Source organism: Pseudomonas sp. BRG-100, assembly GCF_000737955.1.
GTDB classification, from domain to species: domain Bacteria; phylum Pseudomonadota; class Gammaproteobacteria; order Pseudomonadales; family Pseudomonadaceae; genus Aquipseudomonas; species Aquipseudomonas synxantha_A.
In genome coordinates this window covers 1,292,501-1,308,542 of the sequence record NZ_JPRX01000001.1, presented here as the reverse complement: position 1 = coordinate 1,308,542, position 16,042 = coordinate 1,292,501, and the positions used below count along the sequence as shown (strand labels likewise).

At 60.8% G+C, this 16,042-nt stretch carries 15 protein-coding genes; 8 read left to right on the top strand and 7 right to left on the bottom strand.

The features are described 5' to 3' along the window. Positions 1–3 precede the first annotated feature (3 nt). From JH25_RS21625 to JH25_RS21655, 8 genes are all read left to right on the top strand, one after another. Positions 4–1,992 carry a heme lyase CcmF/NrfE family subunit gene (locus JH25_RS21625; RefSeq protein WP_032877111.1) on the top strand — a complete coding sequence of 663 codons (1,989 nt, stop codon included), beginning with the start codon at positions 4–6 and terminating at the stop codon, positions 1,990–1,992. Beyond that, positions 1,989–2,525 carry a DsbE family thiol:disulfide interchange protein gene (locus tag JH25_RS21630; protein WP_005786510.1) on the top strand — a complete coding sequence of 179 codons (537 nt, stop codon included), beginning with the start codon at positions 1,989–1,991 and terminating at the stop codon, positions 2,523–2,525. The genes JH25_RS21625 and JH25_RS21630 overlap by 4 nt, the downstream gene beginning before the upstream one ends. Continuing rightward, complete coding sequence (locus tag JH25_RS21635; protein WP_005786512.1) at positions 2,522–2,995, top strand: cytochrome c-type biogenesis protein; 474 nt, start codon at positions 2,522–2,524, stop codon at positions 2,993–2,995. Before JH25_RS21630 ends, JH25_RS21635 begins: the two co-directional genes overlap by 4 nt. Next, on the top strand, positions 2,988–4,178 hold the full coding sequence (ccmI, locus tag JH25_RS21640; protein WP_032877110.1) for a c-type cytochrome biogenesis protein CcmI: 1,191 nt from the start codon (positions 2,988–2,990) through the stop codon (positions 4,176–4,178). Before JH25_RS21635 ends, ccmI begins: the two co-directional genes overlap by 8 nt. A gap of 10 nt (positions 4,179–4,188) precedes the next feature. Next, positions 4,189–4,584, top strand: a complete 396-nt coding sequence (locus tag JH25_RS21645; RefSeq protein ID WP_032877109.1) for a hypothetical protein — start codon at positions 4,189–4,191, stop codon at positions 4,582–4,584. 245 nt (positions 4,585–4,829) lie between these two features. After that, positions 4,830–5,417, top strand: a complete 588-nt coding sequence (gene phnN, locus JH25_RS21650) for a phosphonate metabolism protein/1,5-bisphosphokinase (PRPP-forming) PhnN (RefSeq protein ID WP_032877108.1) — start codon at positions 4,830–4,832, stop codon at positions 5,415–5,417. Between the two features lie 406 nt (positions 5,418–5,823). Next, positions 5,824–7,299: a M10 family metallopeptidase C-terminal domain-containing protein gene (locus JH25_RS0126910; RefSeq protein WP_236648026.1), complete on the top strand. Its 1,476-nt coding sequence runs from the start codon at positions 5,824–5,826 to the stop codon at positions 7,297–7,299. 179 nt (positions 7,300–7,478) lie between these two features. Then, on the top strand, positions 7,479–7,883 hold the full coding sequence (locus JH25_RS21655; protein WP_032877106.1) for a type II toxin-antitoxin system HicB family antitoxin: 405 nt from the start codon (positions 7,479–7,481) through the stop codon (positions 7,881–7,883). On the opposite strand, the gene JH25_RS21660 is transcribed toward JH25_RS21655, so the two are convergent. The 7 genes from JH25_RS21660 to JH25_RS21690 all read right to left on the bottom strand — a co-directional run bounded on the left by JH25_RS21660 (position 7,880) and on the right by JH25_RS21690 (position 15,968). Continuing rightward, positions 7,880–9,076 (bottom strand): MFS transporter, encoded by a 1,197-nt coding sequence (locus tag JH25_RS21660; RefSeq protein ID WP_081883284.1) that lies wholly within the window; start codon positions 9,074–9,076, stop codon positions 7,880–7,882. The genes JH25_RS21655 and JH25_RS21660 overlap by 4 nt on opposite strands. Before the next feature lie 241 nt (positions 9,077–9,317). Beyond that, positions 9,318–10,319: a sulfate ABC transporter substrate-binding protein gene (locus JH25_RS21665; protein ID WP_005786529.1), complete on the bottom strand. Its 1,002-nt coding sequence runs from the start codon at positions 10,317–10,319 to the stop codon at positions 9,318–9,320. Positions 10,320–10,413: 94 nt separating this feature from the next. Further along, complete coding sequence (locus tag JH25_RS21670; RefSeq protein ID WP_005786531.1) at positions 10,414–11,238, bottom strand: ion transporter; 825 nt, start codon at positions 11,236–11,238, stop codon at positions 10,414–10,416. A 31-nt stretch (positions 11,239–11,269) separates the two neighbouring features. Next, a complete protein-coding gene (locus JH25_RS21675; protein WP_032877104.1) occupies positions 11,270–12,145 on the bottom strand; it encodes an urea transporter in 876 nt (291 codons plus the stop codon). Positions 12,146–12,212: 67 nt separating this feature from the next. After that, entirely contained in the window at positions 12,213–13,628 is a 1,416-nt protein-coding gene (pyk, locus tag JH25_RS21680) for a pyruvate kinase (protein WP_032877103.1), read from the bottom strand. Further along, positions 13,618–14,898 carry a glycerate kinase type-2 family protein gene (locus tag JH25_RS21685; protein ID WP_032877102.1) on the bottom strand — a complete coding sequence of 427 codons (1,281 nt, stop codon included), beginning with the start codon at positions 14,896–14,898 and terminating at the stop codon, positions 13,618–13,620. The genes pyk and JH25_RS21685 overlap by 11 nt, the downstream gene beginning before the upstream one ends. A 179-nt stretch (positions 14,899–15,077) precedes the next feature. Further along, positions 15,078–15,968: a 2-hydroxy-3-oxopropionate reductase gene (locus JH25_RS21690; RefSeq protein ID WP_032877101.1), complete on the bottom strand. Its 891-nt coding sequence runs from the start codon at positions 15,966–15,968 to the stop codon at positions 15,078–15,080. Positions 15,969–16,042: the final 74 nt, after the last annotated feature.

The following is a 16,042-nucleotide window of genomic DNA, read 5'->3' as shown; positions in this document are numbered from 1 at the left end:
GTGATGACGTCCGCATTGTTTATTCCTGAACTGGGCCAACTGGCGATGATCCTCGCCCTGTGCTTTGCCGTGGTCCAGGCTGTGGTGCCGTTGCTCGGTGCCTGGCGCGGCGATCGTTTGTGGATGAGCCTGGCGCAGCCGGCCGCCTGGGGTCAGTTTGCTTTCCTGCTGTTCGCCTTCGGTTGCCTGACCTATGCCTTCATGACCGACGACTTTTCCGTCGCCTATGTCGCGAACAACTCCAACAGCGCCTTGCCCTGGTACTACAAGTTCAGCGCCGTGTGGGGCGCCCACGAAGGTTCGTTGCTGCTGTGGGCGCTGATCCTCGGCGGCTGGACCTTTGCCGTGTCGGTATTCTCGCGCCAACTGCCGCAAGTGATGCTGGCGCGAGTCCTGGCGGTGATGGGCATGATCAGCATCGGCTTCCTGCTGTTTCTGATCATGACCTCCAATCCATTCAGCCGCATCCTGCCGCAGATCCCCGCAGACGGGCATGACCTCAACCCGCTGTTGCAGGACATCGGCCTGATCGTGCACCCGCCGATGCTCTATATGGGTTACGTGGGGTTCTCCGTAGCCTTTGCGTTTGCCATCGCCGCCTTGCTTGGCGGCCGCCTGGATGCTGCGTGGGCACGCTGGTCGCGTCCCTGGACCATCGTCGCTTGGGCCTTCCTCGGTATCGGTATCACCTTGGGCTCCTGGTGGGCCTACTACGAACTCGGCTGGGGCGGCTGGTGGTTCTGGGACCCGGTGGAAAACGCGTCCTTCATGCCCTGGTTGGTGGGCACGGCGCTGATTCACTCCCTGGCAGTGACCGAAAAGCGTGGCGTATTCAAAAGCTGGACGGTATTGCTCGCCATCGCCGCGTTTTCCCTCAGCCTGCTCGGCACGTTCCTTGTGCGTTCGGGGGTGCTGACGTCAGTGCATGCGTTTGCCTCCGACCCCGAACGCGGCGTGTTCATCCTGATCTTCCTGCTGTTTGTGGTGGGCGGTTCCCTGACCCTGTTCGCCCTGCGTGCGCCGGTGGTCAAGAGCCAGGTCGGTTTCAACCTGTGGTCGCGCGAAACCCTGTTGCTGGGCAATAACCTGGTACTGGTGGTAGCCGCGTCAATGATCCTGCTCGGCACCCTCTACCCGCTGGTGCTGGATGCCTTGAGCGGCGCCAAGCTGTCCGTGGGCCCGCCGTACTTCAATGCGTTGTTCATCCCGTTGATGGGCCTGTTGATGGTAGTGATGGCGGTCGGTGTGCTGGTGCGCTGGAAAGACACCCCGGTGAAATGGCTGGCAGGCATGTTGATGCCGGTGCTGTTGGGCAGCGTGGCCCTGGCAGTGATCGCCGGGTTCGCCTACGGCGACTTCAATTGGGCGGTACTCGCCACGTTCCTGCTGGCAGCCTGGGTGTTGCTGGCCGGCGTGCGGGACATCTTCGACAAGACGCGCCACAAAGGCCTGATCAAAGGCTTGCCCACCCTGACCCGCAGTTACTGGGGCATGCAGATCGCTCACATTGGCATCGCCGTGTGCGCTTTGGGCGTAGTGCTCTCCAGCCAGAACAGCGCCGAGCGCGACCTGCGCCTGGCGCCGGGTGAGTCCATGGACCTGGCCGGTTACCAGTTCATCTTCGAAGGTGCCAGGCACTTCGAAGGGCCGAACTTCACCTCGGATAAAGGCACCGTGCGCGTAGTGCGCAATGGCAAGGAAATCGCCGTATTGCATCCTGAAAAGCGCCTGTACACAGTGCAAAGTTCAATGATGACCGAAGCCGGTATCGACGCCGGTTTCACCCGTGACCTGTATGTGGCGCTGGGTGAACCCTTGGGCGACGGCGCCTGGGCTGTGCGGGTGCATGTCAAACCCTTCGTGCGCTGGATCTGGTTCGGCGGGTTGCTCACAGGCTTTGGGGGTTTGCTCGCCGCGCTGGATCGGCGTTATCGGGTCAAGGTCAGCAGCCGTGTGCGTGAAGCACTGGGCCTTTCGGGAGCTGCGGTATGAAACGTTGGTTGATGGTGGTGCCGCTGGCATTGTTTCTGCTGATGGCAGTGTTCCTGTATCGCGGGCTGTATCTGGACCCGGCCGAGTTACCCTCGGCGATGATCGGCAAGCCGTTTCCCGCGTTCAACCTGCCGACGGTGCAGGGTGACAAGACCCTGACCCAGGCCGACCTGCAGGGCAAGCCGGCGCTGGTCAACGTGTGGGCCACCTGGTGCATCTCCTGCCGCGTCGAACACCCGGTGCTGAACAAACTGGCCGAGAAGGGCGTGGTGATCTACGGCATCAACTACAAGGACGACAATGCGGCGGCCTTGAAATGGCTGGCCGAGTTTCATAACCCTTACCAGCTCGATATCCGTGATGAAGACGGCAACCTGGGTTTGAACCTGGGCGTCTATGGCGCGCCGGAAACCTTCTTCATCGACGCCAAGGGCGTGATCCGTGACAAGTTCGTCGGCGTGATCGACGAGGTAGTCTGGCGTGAGCAACTGGCCGCCAAGTACCAGGCCCTGGTCGATGAGGCCAAGCCATGAAGCGTTGGTTGACCGCTGCTGTTTTAGCCCTGGGCCTGGCCGGTGTGGCCCATGCCGCCATCGACACCTATGAATTTGCCAATGACGCCGAGCGTGAGCGTTTCCGCGACCTGACCAAGGAACTGCGCTGCCCCAAGTGCCAGAACCAGGACATCGCCGACTCCAACGCGCCCATCGCCGCTGACCTGCGCAAAGAAATCTTCCGCATGTTGGGGGAGGGCAAGGATAACCAGCAGATCATCGACTTTATGGTCGACCGCTACGGTGATTTCGTGCGCTACAAACCGGCCCTTACCGGCAAAACCGCGCTGCTCTGGTTCGGCCCCGCCGGGCTGCTGCTGGCCGGCGTTGTGGTGATGGCGGTGATCGTACGCCGTCGCCGCGCCGCGCCGACTGATGGCTCCGATGCGCTGTCCCCTGAAGAGCGTAAACGCCTCGACCAATTGCTGGACACCAAGACTGATGATTGATTTCTGGCTCGCAGCCGGCTTGCTGCTTCTGATTGCCCTGAGTTTCCTGTTGATTCCTGTACTGCGTGACCGTCGCGCCCAGCGTGAAGAGGATCGTACCGCGCTGAACGTGGCGCTGTATCAGGAACGCGTCGCCGAGCTGCAAGTGCAGCAGGACGAAGGTGTATTGAACGCCGTGCAACTGGATACGGGCCGCGCCGAGGCGGCTCGCGAGTTGCTGGCCGATACCGAGGGCGTGGAAAAGCCCCGTGAATCGCGCCTGGGCAAACCGCTGCCGTTTTTGGCGGCGTTTCTGGTGCCGGTGCTTGGCGTTGCGCTGTACCTGCATTATGGGGCGAGCGACAAGGTCGAACTGACCCGTGAATTCTCACAGCCTCCGGTGTCCATGGCCGACATGACTCAGCGCCTGGAGCGTGCCGCGGCAGCCCAGCCGGATTCGGCCGAGGGCCTGTATTTCCTGGGGCGCGCCTACATGGCTCAGGACCGTTCCGCCGATGCCGCCAAAGTCTTTGAACGCACCGTAGCCTTAGCCGGGCGCCAGCCGGAATTGCTTGGCCAGTGGGCCCAGGCACAATATTTTGCCGACAATAAACAGTGGTCGCCCAAGGTGCAGGCGCTGACCGACGAGGCGTTAAAGCTCGATCCCAAGGAAGTCACCAGCCTTGGCCTGTTGGGGATCGCGGCTTTTGAAGGCCAGCGTTATCAGGAAGCGATCGATTACTGGAACCGTCTGCTGGCGCAACTGCCACCGCAGGACAACTCCCGTGTAGCACTGCAAGGCGGTATTGACCGGGCTGGCGAGAAGCTTAAAGAGAGCGGCGGTACGGTCGCGCGCAAGGCGGTAATGACCGTGCGTGTAGACCTGTCCGCCGAAGCGAAAGCCAAAGCCTTGCCGACCGACACTGTGTTCATCTTCGCCCGTGCAGTCAGCGGCCCACCGGCACCCTTGGCGGCCAAGCGCGTCACCGTTGCCGAACTGCCCATCACCGTCGAACTGGGCGATGCCGACGCGATGATGCCGCAGTTGAAACTGTCCAACTTCCCCGAAGTCCAACTGGTTGCGCGCATATCCCGGGCCGGCCAACCGACCACTGGCGAATGGATCGGCCGCAGCCAACCGCTGGCCAGCAGCACCACTGCGCTGCAGCAATTGACCATCGACACTCCGGACAAGTCATTCTGAGGAAACGCCCATGACCGCATATGCACGCATCACCCTGCTCAGCCTGGTACTCGGCCTGAGCGCCTGTGCGGTCCACCGCCCACCTGCGGCACCCACCGGCCCGACCATCCCGCCATCGGGCCCGTCGACTCAGCCGAGTACCAAGCCTTCTGGCCCGGTGACCCCGCCGCCAAAGCCACTGCCAAGCAAGTCACCCACCTTTGCTCCACCACCGGGGGCTGCCAGCCACTGGGACGGCAAGATGCAGGTGTACGTGCTCGACGACCAGCCCGACACCTTCTACCGCCAGCGTACCTACTACCGCTGGAGCAACGGCTGGAGCCGTTCCATCAGCCCCAACGGGCCCTGGGAAGAAACCAATGTGCAAGGCGTGCCGCCGGGGTTGAGCAAGCAGTACGCGCAATGACCTGTGGCGAGGGAGCAAGCTCCCTCGCCACAGTTGCCAGTTCTGTCTTAACTGACTTGCAGCAGGGCTTGCCCCCTCCCACAGGTGCGCGGCAGCGCGCACTCGGGTAATGTGGCCGCCGCCGGCCTGGCTGGCGAAAAATTGCTGGATATACTTTCCAGTGGCTGCTACCTGGCGCAGGTCGGTTGCTGCGAAGCGTTGCCGGGGGCGCAACAAGCCTGGAGACAAGCCAAGAGGGTGTTTTGATGACGGGCAGGTTGATCTATCTCATCGGGCCATCGGGTTCGGGCAAGGACAGCCTGCTGGATGCCGCACGCCTGCGCTTGCAGGCGCGTGGTTGTCGCATGGTGCGCCGGGTGATCACACGCTCGGCGGAGGCAGTCGGCGAAGCGGCGCAAGGGGTGAGCCCGCAGGAGTTTGCGCGGATGGACGCCGAGGGCGCGTTTGCCTTGAGCTGGCAGGCCAATGGCTTGTCGTATGGCATCCCCAGGGAAATCGACGAGTGGCTGGCCGCAGGGGACGATGTGCTGGTCAATGGCTCTCGCGCCCACCTGGCGCAGACCCGTGAGCGTTACCCGACATTGTTGGTGTTGCTGCTGACGGTCGATCAAGCCGTATTGCGCCAACGTTTGATCGCACGCGGGCGTGAGTCATTGGCGGACATCGAAGAGCGATTGGCGCGCAACGCGCGATTTACCGCTGAGCTGATTGCCGGAAACGGCGCGGGTTTGTTTGTGTTGGATAATTCCGGGCCCTTGGTGCATACCGTCGAACGCTTGCTGTGCTGCCTGGATCAGGCGCACTCGGTAGCTGCGGGCAATCAAGGTGTGTAGGCATTGATCATGTTTCAGATCAGATAAAAGCCTTCACCTCAAGCGTGTTTTCTTCGGTATGTTTGAGTGGGTTTCTTGATGTTGTTAAGTAAAACTCTTGATTGAATTAAGTTGATTTGTTGAAAACTGTTTCTTCTGTGGCTTAACGCCTTTGTGGCGATTGGTATGTAGGGGTGTGTCGATCCGATTAATACTTGTACGGACTTTTTGCTGTTGTGTTTAATAAATGCTTTCGCAAAAAAATAACGGTAGTTAAGGTGTTTTTGATATGGGATTTTTATCGGGCTGGCCACGGATAAGTCAGTGTCGGTAATTCATATATGGACGGTTAATTCTTCACTGTTCAGAGTATCAATACACCATGCAAATCCCTGTTAGGCATTCTTCCCGTACGCGCGCTTCGGCGATGTCGCAGTCCCGTTTATCAGCCGCTGAGAACGCAGTTGTTCTCTGGGCAAACAATAAAAAAACCTTCACCACGGATCAGGCGGCGAAACATATTACGCGCAGTGGATCCAAGTTTCATGATCTCAATAAAGATGGCAAGGTTGTCGTCGGCTTTAATTTTGCTGGCGGTTTCAATGCCGCGCAGAAAGAGCGAGCCAGACAAGCCCTGCAATACTGGGCGGATGTCGCCAATATCGAATTTGTCGAAAACGGCTCGAACACCGATGGCACCATCAGTATCAAGGGCACGTCGGGTTCGTCGGGCTGGGCAAGGCTGCCTAACAGGCATTACTCCAGAGTCCAGGCCAACATCGGCACCAGCGGTGCGCATAACCCGACCATGGGCAGCCACTTCCTGGGTTTGTTGATCCATGAACTGGGGCACACCCTCGGGTTGAGTCATCCGGGTGGATACGATGGTGGTGGCTTCAATTACGAGCGCTCTGCCGAATATGCCCAGGACACCAAGGCACGCAGTGTCATGAGTTATTGGGCGGAGACTTATCAGCCTGGGCATAATTTTGCCAGGCACAGCCCGGTAGCGCCGATGATGGATGATATCGCCGCGGCCCAGCGGCTTTACGGGGCGAATAGCAAAACCCGCAATACCGATACCACCTACGGCTTCAACTCCAACTCCGCTCGGGAGTTCTATAGCCTCAAGCGCGGGAGTGACAAACCGATTTTCACCGTTTGGGACGGCGGTGGTAACGACACGCTCGACTTCTCCGGGTTCACCCAGAACCAAACCATCAGCCTCAAGGCCGAAACGTTCTCGGATGTAGGTGGCTTGCGGGGGAATGTGTCGATTGCCAAGGGCGTGAGCGTGGAGAATGCCATTGGTGGTTCCGGCGACGATACATTGATAGGCAACGAAGCTGGCAATCGTCTTACGGGCGGCCGGGGTGCGGATAAGCTTCACGGTGGTGCTGGGGCGGACACGTTCGTCTATCACCGTGTCGTCGATTCAACGCCGCAGAACCCGGACATCATCCAGGACTTCCAAAGCGGGATCGACAAGATTGACCTGACCGGAGTGCTTCAGACTGCGCAGCTCAAGTCGCTGAATTTCTCCGACCGATTCAAAGGCCGGGCGGGGGATGCGGTGCTCGGGCATGACTCGGCGACGGGGCGTTTCACCCTGGCGGTGGATACGACTGGCACTGGCACAGCTGATCTGTTGGTGACCAGCCAAGGCCAGATCAAACAGACGGATGTGGTGTGGAGCGGGCAGGCCCCAACGGTAATTCCTTTCCCCACCCCTGAAACCATTGTCGCGCCTGTTCCAGAACCTCTCCCGACGCCTATTCCAGAACCGACTCCAGACACAGACCAGCCGCACGAACCGGGTCCCAGGCCAGGGGGGAGCTTTATCCAGAACGTTTTTTCATCGTTCACGGGTTTTATAAGCAGGCTGTTTTCGATTTTTTCGTGAGTTTTCAACATTCGGTAAAACAGCCGCCAGTCCGGGCGATGCTTTTTGCGCTTGAATAATGGTAACTCTAGGGTTACTTTTATTCAGGCCAAGCCACGGAGGCAGCGGTGCAGAGCAGGCTATTGATCAAGGAGTTGCAGGAAGCGCGCCGGGTTGTTTCAGTTTTAAGGAGAGCATTCATGCAATACCCAATCTGTATCGAATGGGGCGATGATTTCACCGCCACCGGTATCCAGATCCCTGATATCCCAGGCGCGGTCACTGCCGGGGACAGTTTCGAAGAAGCCTACAATGCCGCCGTGGAAGTGGCGCATATCCTTTTGCAGGAAATCGCCGCAGAGGGTGGGGTGATTCCGATGCCAACCTCGGTCGCCACTCATCACGCTCATGAAGACTATCTGGGCATGGGCTGGGGCATGTTGGAACTGGACATCTCGCCTTATCTTGGCAAGACCGAGAAGGTCAATGTGACCTTGCCCGGCTATGTCATTCAGCGCATTGACCGTTATGTGCGCGAGCACAAGGTCAAAAGCCGGTCCTCCTTTCTGGCGGATGCGGCGCTGGAGAAGTTGGTGCGCTCTTAGGCGGTTGCCACCTTCACCTGGCGCGATGCAGAAAGGAAACGCAACAACGCCACCAGTGGGAAAGCGCTGCCCACCAGCATCACGCTCAGCCAGCCGCCGTGTTCATACACGCTGCTGGCAATTGCCGAACCGAACGCACCGCCGATGAAGATGCTGGTCATGTACAGCGCGTTCAGGCGGCTGCGGCTGTGGGCATCGAGGGCGTATACAGCGCGCTGGCCGAGGACCATGTTCATCTGCACGCAGAAGTCCAGAACCACGCCGGTCACTGCCAGGCCGATCACGCTGTACACCGGATGCACGAACGCGGGCAGGAAACTCAACGCGCCAAACAGCATTGCCAGCAGCGAGGCGCGGTGGGTGTGGCCGGCATCGGCCAGGCGACCGGCGATGGGCGCGGCGATGGCGCCCAGGGCACCCACCAGGGCGAACAGCGCGATTTCACTTTGGCTCAGGCCATGGTTGCGCGCCAGCTCCAGTGGAGCAGCGGTCCAGAACAGGCTGAAGGTGGCAAACATGCACGCCTGGTAAAACGCACGCTGGCGCAATACCGGCTGCTTACGCAGCAAGGTGCCCAGGGAGCGCAGCAATTGGGCGTAGCTGGCGCTGTGATCGGGTTGACGCTTGGGAATGGTCAGCATCAGCACCACGCTGATAAACGCCATCAAGGCGGCGGCGGCCATAAACATCGCACGCCAGCCGAAGTGGTCGGCCACCACGCTGGACACCGGCCGCGCCAGCAGAATGCCCAGCAGCAAGCCGCCCATGATGCTGCCGACCACACGACCACGGGACTCGGCAGGGGCCAGGTGCGCGGCGAGCGGGATGAGGATCTGCACCGATACCGAACTGAAACCGATCAGTAGCGACACCAGCAAGAACAGGTTGGGCTGTTCGGTGAACGCTGCGCCCAACAGGCTCGCGATAGCCACCACGGTGGTGAAGATCATCAGCCTGCGGTTTTCCAGCAAATCACCCAACGGCACCAGGAAGAACAGGCCCAAGGCATAACCGATTTGTGTCAGCGACACGATCAGGCTGGCCATCGCCGGCGTCAGGCCGATGTCCGGGGCAATCAGTTCGATGATTGGCTGCGCGTAGTAGATGTTGGCGACGATGGCGCCGCAGCAAAACGCGAACAGCATGACCATGCTCCGGGTCATGGTGCCTGTGGCGTGAGAGGTAGCGTTCATGGCGTGCTCGTAAGGCGAAGGACGATGGGGTGAGAGAGTAAAGGCAAGGGCCGGCAGTGAGTAGGCCGCTTGGCGTGATAACTGTCATGCCGCGAAATAATGACTCAATGCAAAACCCAATGTGGGAGGGGGCTTGCTCCCGATAGCAGTGTGTCAGTCAGCACAGGCATTGGCTGACACACCGCTATCGGGAGCAAGCCCCCTCCCACAATTTTGATCGAGTCTATTCAGCCAAGATCATTCACTGGCCGGAGTAGATCTGGTCAAACACCCCACCATCGTTGAAGTGGGTCTTCTGCACCGTGCGCCAGTCACCAAAGGTTTTCTCCACCGACAGGAAGTCCACCTTCGGGAAGCGGTCGGTGTATTTGGCCAACACCTTCGGATCCCGTGGGCGCAGGTAGTTGTTGGCCGCAATTTCCTGACCCTCTGGCGACCACAGGTACTTCAGGTAGTCTTCAGCGGCAGCACGGGTGCCTTTCTTTTCGACCACTTTGTCGACCACCGAAACGGGCGGCTCGGCTTCGGCGGAAACGCTTGGATAGATCACTTCGAACTGATCGCGGCCAAACTCACGGGCGATCATTTCTGCTTCGTTCTCAAAGGTCACCAGCACGTCGCCGATCTGGTTGGTCATGAACGTGGTGGTCGCGGCACGCCCACCGGTGTCCAGCACTGGCGCTTGTTTGAACAGTTTGCCGACGAAGGCCTTGGCCTTCTCTTCGTCGCCGCCGTTCTTGAGCACATAACCCCAGGCCGACAGGTAGGTGTAGCGGCCGTTACCCGAGGTTTTCGGGTTGGGCACGATCACCTGCACGCCGTCCTTGAGCAGGTCCGGCCAATCTTTCAGGGCTTTGGGGTTGCCTTTGCGCACGATGAATACGGTCGCAGAGGTAAAGGGTGCACTGTTGTTCGGCAGGCGCGTGACCCAGTTGTCCGGCACCAGCTTGCCATTGTCGGCCAGGGCATTGATGTCGGTGGCCATGTTCATGGTGATCACATCAGCCGGCAGGCCGTCGATTACCGAGCGCGCCTGTTTGCTGGAGCCGCCGAAGGACATCTGCAGGGTCAACTTGTCGTTCGGGTGCTCGGCTTCCCAATGCTTCTGAAAAGCGGCGTTGTAGTCCTTATAGAAGTCGCGCATCACGTCGTAGGAGACGTTGAGCAGGGTGGTCGCTGCCTGGGCAGAGCCCGCCAGGGCCAGGCCGGCGGCCAGAAGAGAGGCGCTGAGGATTTTTTTCACTGCTCATTCCTTGTTGTTCGAGAAGAGGGGAGGCAATTTGCCAGCGACTATAGCCGGGCCTGCATAGACCTTTAAAGATTAAAACGAACTTTGCTTATTCCAGTTTATGGAAAAGATTGCTGCCACAGCGCGAGCAAAACGCGGCGTTGGGTTCGTGGCTGTCTTTCTTGCACGCCGGGCACTCGGTACGCAGCTGTTCACCACGCATGGCACTGGCCAGCTCGGCGGTAAAAATGCCCGTGGGTACGGCAATGATCGAATAACCGGTGATCATGACCAGCGATGAAATCACCTGGCCCAGCGGTGTCTTGGGCACGATATCGCCGAAGCCCACGGTGGTCAGGGTCACGATGGCCCAGTAGATGCCCTTGGGAATGCTGGTAAACCCGTGTTCCGGGCCTTCGATCACGTACATCAAGGTACCGAACACCGTCACCAGCGTGCACACGCTGACCAGGAACACCACGATCTTCTGCTTGCTGCCGCGCAGCGCCGCCATCAAATAATTGGCTTGCTTGAGGTACGGGCTGAGCTTGAGCACGCGGAAGATTCGCAGCATCCGGATGATGCGGATGATCAGCAGGTACTGCGCATCGCTGTAGTACAGGGCGAGGATGCCGGGGACGATGGCCAGCAGGTCCACCAGGCCATAAAAACTGAAGGCATAGCGCAGCGGCTTGGGCGAACAATACAGGCGCAGGCCGTACTCGATGGCGAAGATCAGCGTGAAGCCCCATTCGATATAGGCCAGCACGTCCGCGTAGTTCTGGTGGATCTGGTCGATGCTGTCGAGCATCACGATCACCAGGCTGGCGAGGATGATCAGCAGCAGGATGCCGTCAAAGCGCCGCCCGGCGACGGTATCGCTTTGAAACACCATGATGTAGAGCCGCTGGCGCCAGTCGTTGTTGCTGTCCATAAATCCTGCCTGAAGCGAATATCGAGCAAGCCTAGGGGGATTCGAACGGGCTGTCCATGCGGGGTTTGTGAAGCAACCGGTGACCGGCGCGCACCAGCCAGCAGGCGAGGATAAACGGTGCAGTCAGTGCGGGCAGGTGCAGGGCGGTGAAGCCCGGCGTGAGCAGGATGGCCAGGCCGATGCCCAGCAGCGGTAACCAGGGCTGGCGACGTAACGGGCTCAGGGCCAGGGCCGCCAATGCCGGGTTATAGCTGTGCAGACCGAGCAGGGCACCGGAAGGCTCATTCAACCACAGGCCGGCCAGCACACCGAGGCTGGCGCCGATCATGGCCCATGCGGCGGCACGGTGGTCAGCCAGCAGCAAACCCAGGGCGATTAAAAGACCCGCCAGGGGCTGCTCCAGCAGCATGATTTGCCCAAGACCGGAAAAGGGCGCCGTGAGTACCGCGAACATGTCGGCCTGGGCCGGCGCAAGCGTAGTTTGAGGTACATGGCCGAGCAGCAGCCAGCCGAGGCCAACAAAGGGGGCAGTGTAGGCGGGCAAATTGTGGGGCCGGCTGGCGTGTTTCAACCATTGCCGGGTGAGGATAGCGCTCAAGCCGCCGCCCGCCAGGATCAACGGCGGCACCAGCGCCGACCAGGCAAAGTGCTGGCTGATCAACAAGCCCAGCAGTACGCCGTTGTAGCTATACAGCCCGGCCTGACGCTCAGCTTTGGGATACCCAGGGCGCTGGGCGGTGAGCAACCCCGCGACACCGCCCAGCAACGCACCGCCCAGCAAGTCCGGGGCGCCGATCAGGATCGCCAGCAGGCACAGCAGGCCGCACAGCGGGTGGCGCTGCAGGAAAATCTGGCTGAAGCCGTTGAGCAGGGCTTCGGCCCAGTCGGGGCAGGTGTGGTTGTGCATGATAGGTATTCAATGAGACCGAGTTGTCCCCATCGCTGGCTTGCCTGCGATGAGGCCCCTACAGGCGCTAGAGCAATGTCTCGATACGCAGCGAGTTGGTCGACCCCGGCTGCCCGAACGGCACCCCTGCGGTAATCACCAAGGTATCCCCACGCTGCGCCATACCCTGGGCCTGGGCAATTTCCAGCGCGGTGGAACACACCTCGTCGACCTGACGCAAACGATCATTGACCACCGAATGCACGCCCCACGCCACGCTCAAGCGTCGCGCCGTGGACAGGTTCGGCGTGAGGTTGAGGATCGGCGCCACCGGGCGCTCCCTTGCGGCGCGCAAGCTGGAACTGCCCGACTCGCTGTAGTTCACCAGCACCGCCACCGGCAGGATGCTGCTGATGCGCCGGATCGCGCAGCTGATGGCGTCCGACACCGTGGCATCCGCCTTGGGCCGGCTGACGTCCAGTTGCGCCTGGTAATCCGGGCCATTTTCCACCTGACGGATGATCTTGCTCATCATCTGTACCGCTTCCAGCGGGTACTCGCCCGACGCGGTTTCGGCCGACAGCATCACCGCGTCCGCGCCTTCGGCCACGGCGTTGGCGACATCGGTGACTTCGGCACGCGTCGGCGCCGGGGAGAAGCGCATGGATTCGAGCATCTGCGTGGCGACCACTACCGGCTTGCCCAGTTGGCGGCAGGTGCTGATGATGTCTTTCTGGATCTGCGGCACGCTTTCGGCCGGCACTTCCACGCCCAGGTCGCCTCTGGCCACCATGATCGCATCGCTCAACTCGGCGATTTCCTGCAGGCGCTGCACGGCTGAGGGCTTCTCGATCTTGGCCATCAGGAAGGCCTTGTCGCCAATCAGCTCGCGGGCCTCGCGGATATCTTCCGGGCGCTGCACAAAGGACAGCGCCACCCAGTCCACGCCCAGCTCCAGGCCAAAGCTCAGGTCGCGGCGGTCCTTGGCGGTGAGCGGGCTGAGTTCCAATAGCGCTTGTGGGACGTTTACGCCTTTACGGTCGGACAGCTCGCCGCCGTTGAGCACGGTGGTGTCGATGGCATCGGCGTGTTTGGTGATCACCCGCAGGCGCAGCTTGCCGTCGTCGAGCAGTAGGTCCATGCCCGGTTCAAGGGCTGCGATGATCTCTGGGTGGGGCAGGTTGATGCGGCGTTGGTCGCCGGGTGTCGGGTCGAGGTCCAGGCGCAGAGCCTGGCCGCGAATCAACTGTACCTTGCCTTCGGCAAAACGTCCGACCCGCAGCTTCGGCCCTTGCAGGTCCATGAGGATGCCCAGCGGGTAATTCAGCTGGCGCTCCACTTGGCGAATCCACTGGTAACGCTGCGCATGGTCGGCGTGCTCACCGTGGCTGAAGTTGAGGCGGAAGATATTCACCCCGGCTTGCACCAGCTCGCGAATGTCATCGATACCGTCGGTGGCCGGGCCCAGGGTGGCGAGGATTTTGACCTTCTTGTCAGGCGTCATGGTTGGCAGTCTCAAGGATCAGGATGGCGCGGAAATCGTTGACGTTGGTGCGGGTCGGCTCGGTGACGATCAAGTCGCCCAGGGCGGCGAAATAGCCGTAGCCATTATTGTTATCCAACTCGTCGCTGGCGCTCAGGCCGAGGGCTTCGGCACGGCGGTAGCTGCAGGGGGTCATGATCGCGCCGGCATTGTCTTCCGAGCCGTCGATACCGTCGGTGTCGCCGGCCAGGGCGTAAACGCCGGGCATGCCCTTAAGGCTATCGGTGAGGCTGAGCAGGAATTCGGCATTGCGTCCGCCACGGCCGTTGCCGCGCACGGTGACGGTAGTTTCGCCGCCCGAAAGGATCACGCACGGCGCTGCCAGGGGCTGGCCGTGCTGCACAATCTGCCGGGCGATGCCGGCATGCACCTTGGCCACCTCCCGCGCTTCACCTTCCAGGTCACCGAGGATCAGTGGGCTGAACCCTGCCCGGCGGACCTTCACGGCCACGGCTTCCAGGGATTGCTGGGGGCGGGCGATCAATTGGAAGTGGCTGCGGGCGAGCACCGGGTCGCCAGGCTTGACGGTTTCCGAGGAGGGGTTTTGCAACCAACTGCGCACCGAGGCGGGAGCGTCGATGCCATAGCGCTTGAGGATTGCCAGGGCTTGTTGCGAAGTGCTCGGGTCACCGACGGTTGGGCCCGAGGCGATCACCGTGGCCTGGTCGCCCGGCACATCGGAAATTGCGTAGGTGTACACGGTAGCCGGCCATGCGGCCTTGGCCAGTCGCCCGCCCTTGATCGCCGAAAGGTGCTTGCGCACGCAATTCATCTCGCCAATGGTGGCACCGGATTTGAGCAGGGCTTTATTGATGCTTTGCTTGTCGGCCAGGCTGATGCCTTCGGCGGGCAAGGCCAGCAGCGCCGAACCGCCGCCGGACAGCAGGAAAATCACACGGTCTTCTTCGCCCAGGTTGCTGATCAGCGCCAGTACGCGCTGGGCCACAGCCAGGCCGGCAGCATCCGGCACCGGGTGGGCCGCTTCGACCACCTCGATTTTTTTGCACGGCGCACCGTGCCCGTAGCGGGTGACCACCAGGCCCGAGACCTCTCCCTGCCAGCAGTCTTCGACGACCAGCGCCATGGCGGCCGCGGCCTTGCCGGCGCCGATCACGATCACTCGGCCACTGCGGTCAACAGGCAGGTAGGGTTCAAGGACTTGCCGGGGGTGGGCGGCGTCGATGGCTGTGGCAAACAGCTCGCGAAGCAGGTGTTGCGGATCGACCGACATAAGCGGGCTCCCGGGGGATTCTTGTTGTTAGGAGTGCAGCCATTTCAGATTTGAAATGCGGTCAAAATGTGGGAGGGAGCTTGCTCCCGATAGCGGTGTATCAGTCGACATAGTGGTTGAATGACCGATTGCTATCGGGAGCAAGCCCCCTCCCACACTGGATTGCATTCCAAGGTGGGTTACTTGTCGCGGATGGAGAAATTGGCCATGTGCTCCAGGCCCTTGATCAGTGCCGAGTGGTCCCAGTTACCGCCGCCAATCGCCGTGCAGGTGCTGAACACTTGCTGGGTGCCGGCGGTGTTCGGCAGGTTGATCCCAAGTTCCTTGGCGCCGGCCAATGCCAGGTTCAGGTCTTTCTGATGCAGGTTGATGCGGAAGCCCGGATCGAAGGTGCCCTTGATCATGCGTTCGCCATGTACTTCCAGAATCTTCGACGACGCAAAGCCACCCATCAACGCTTCACGCACCTTGGCCGGGTCGGCACCGTTTTTCGAGGCAAACAGCAAGGCTTCGGCCACCGCCTGGATGTTCAGCGCGACGATGATCTGGTTGGCGACCTTGGCGGTCTGGCCATCGCCGTTACCGCCCACCAGGGTGATGTTCTTGCCCATGGCCTGGAACAGCGGCAATGCGCGTTCGAACGTCTGCGGTTCACCACCGACCATGATGCTCAAGGTACCGGCCTTGGCGCCGACTTCACCGCCAGACACCGGTGCATCCAGGTACTGCGCGCCGGTTTCGTTGATCTTCGCCGCGAACGCCTTGGTGGCGGTGGGGGAGATCGAGCTCATGTCGATCACTACTTTATTGGGTGACAGACCGGCGGCCACGCCATCGGCGCGCAACAGCACGTCTTCGACCTGTGGGGTGTCGGGCACCATGACGATGATGAATTCCGCTTCCTGGGCGACCTGCTGCGGGTTGGCCAAGGCGATGGCGCCGGCAGCAAGCAGCTCGGGGGGCGCTTTGCCGTGGTGCTCGGAGAGAAACAGTTGGTGACCGGCTTTCTGCAAGTTGGCGGCCATGGGTTGGCCCATGATGCCGGTGCCGATAAATCCGATTTTAGCCATGATCAAAATCCTCTTTTAATGTGGGAGCTGGCTTGCCTGCGATGGCATCAACCGGACCTGACTGATACACCGAG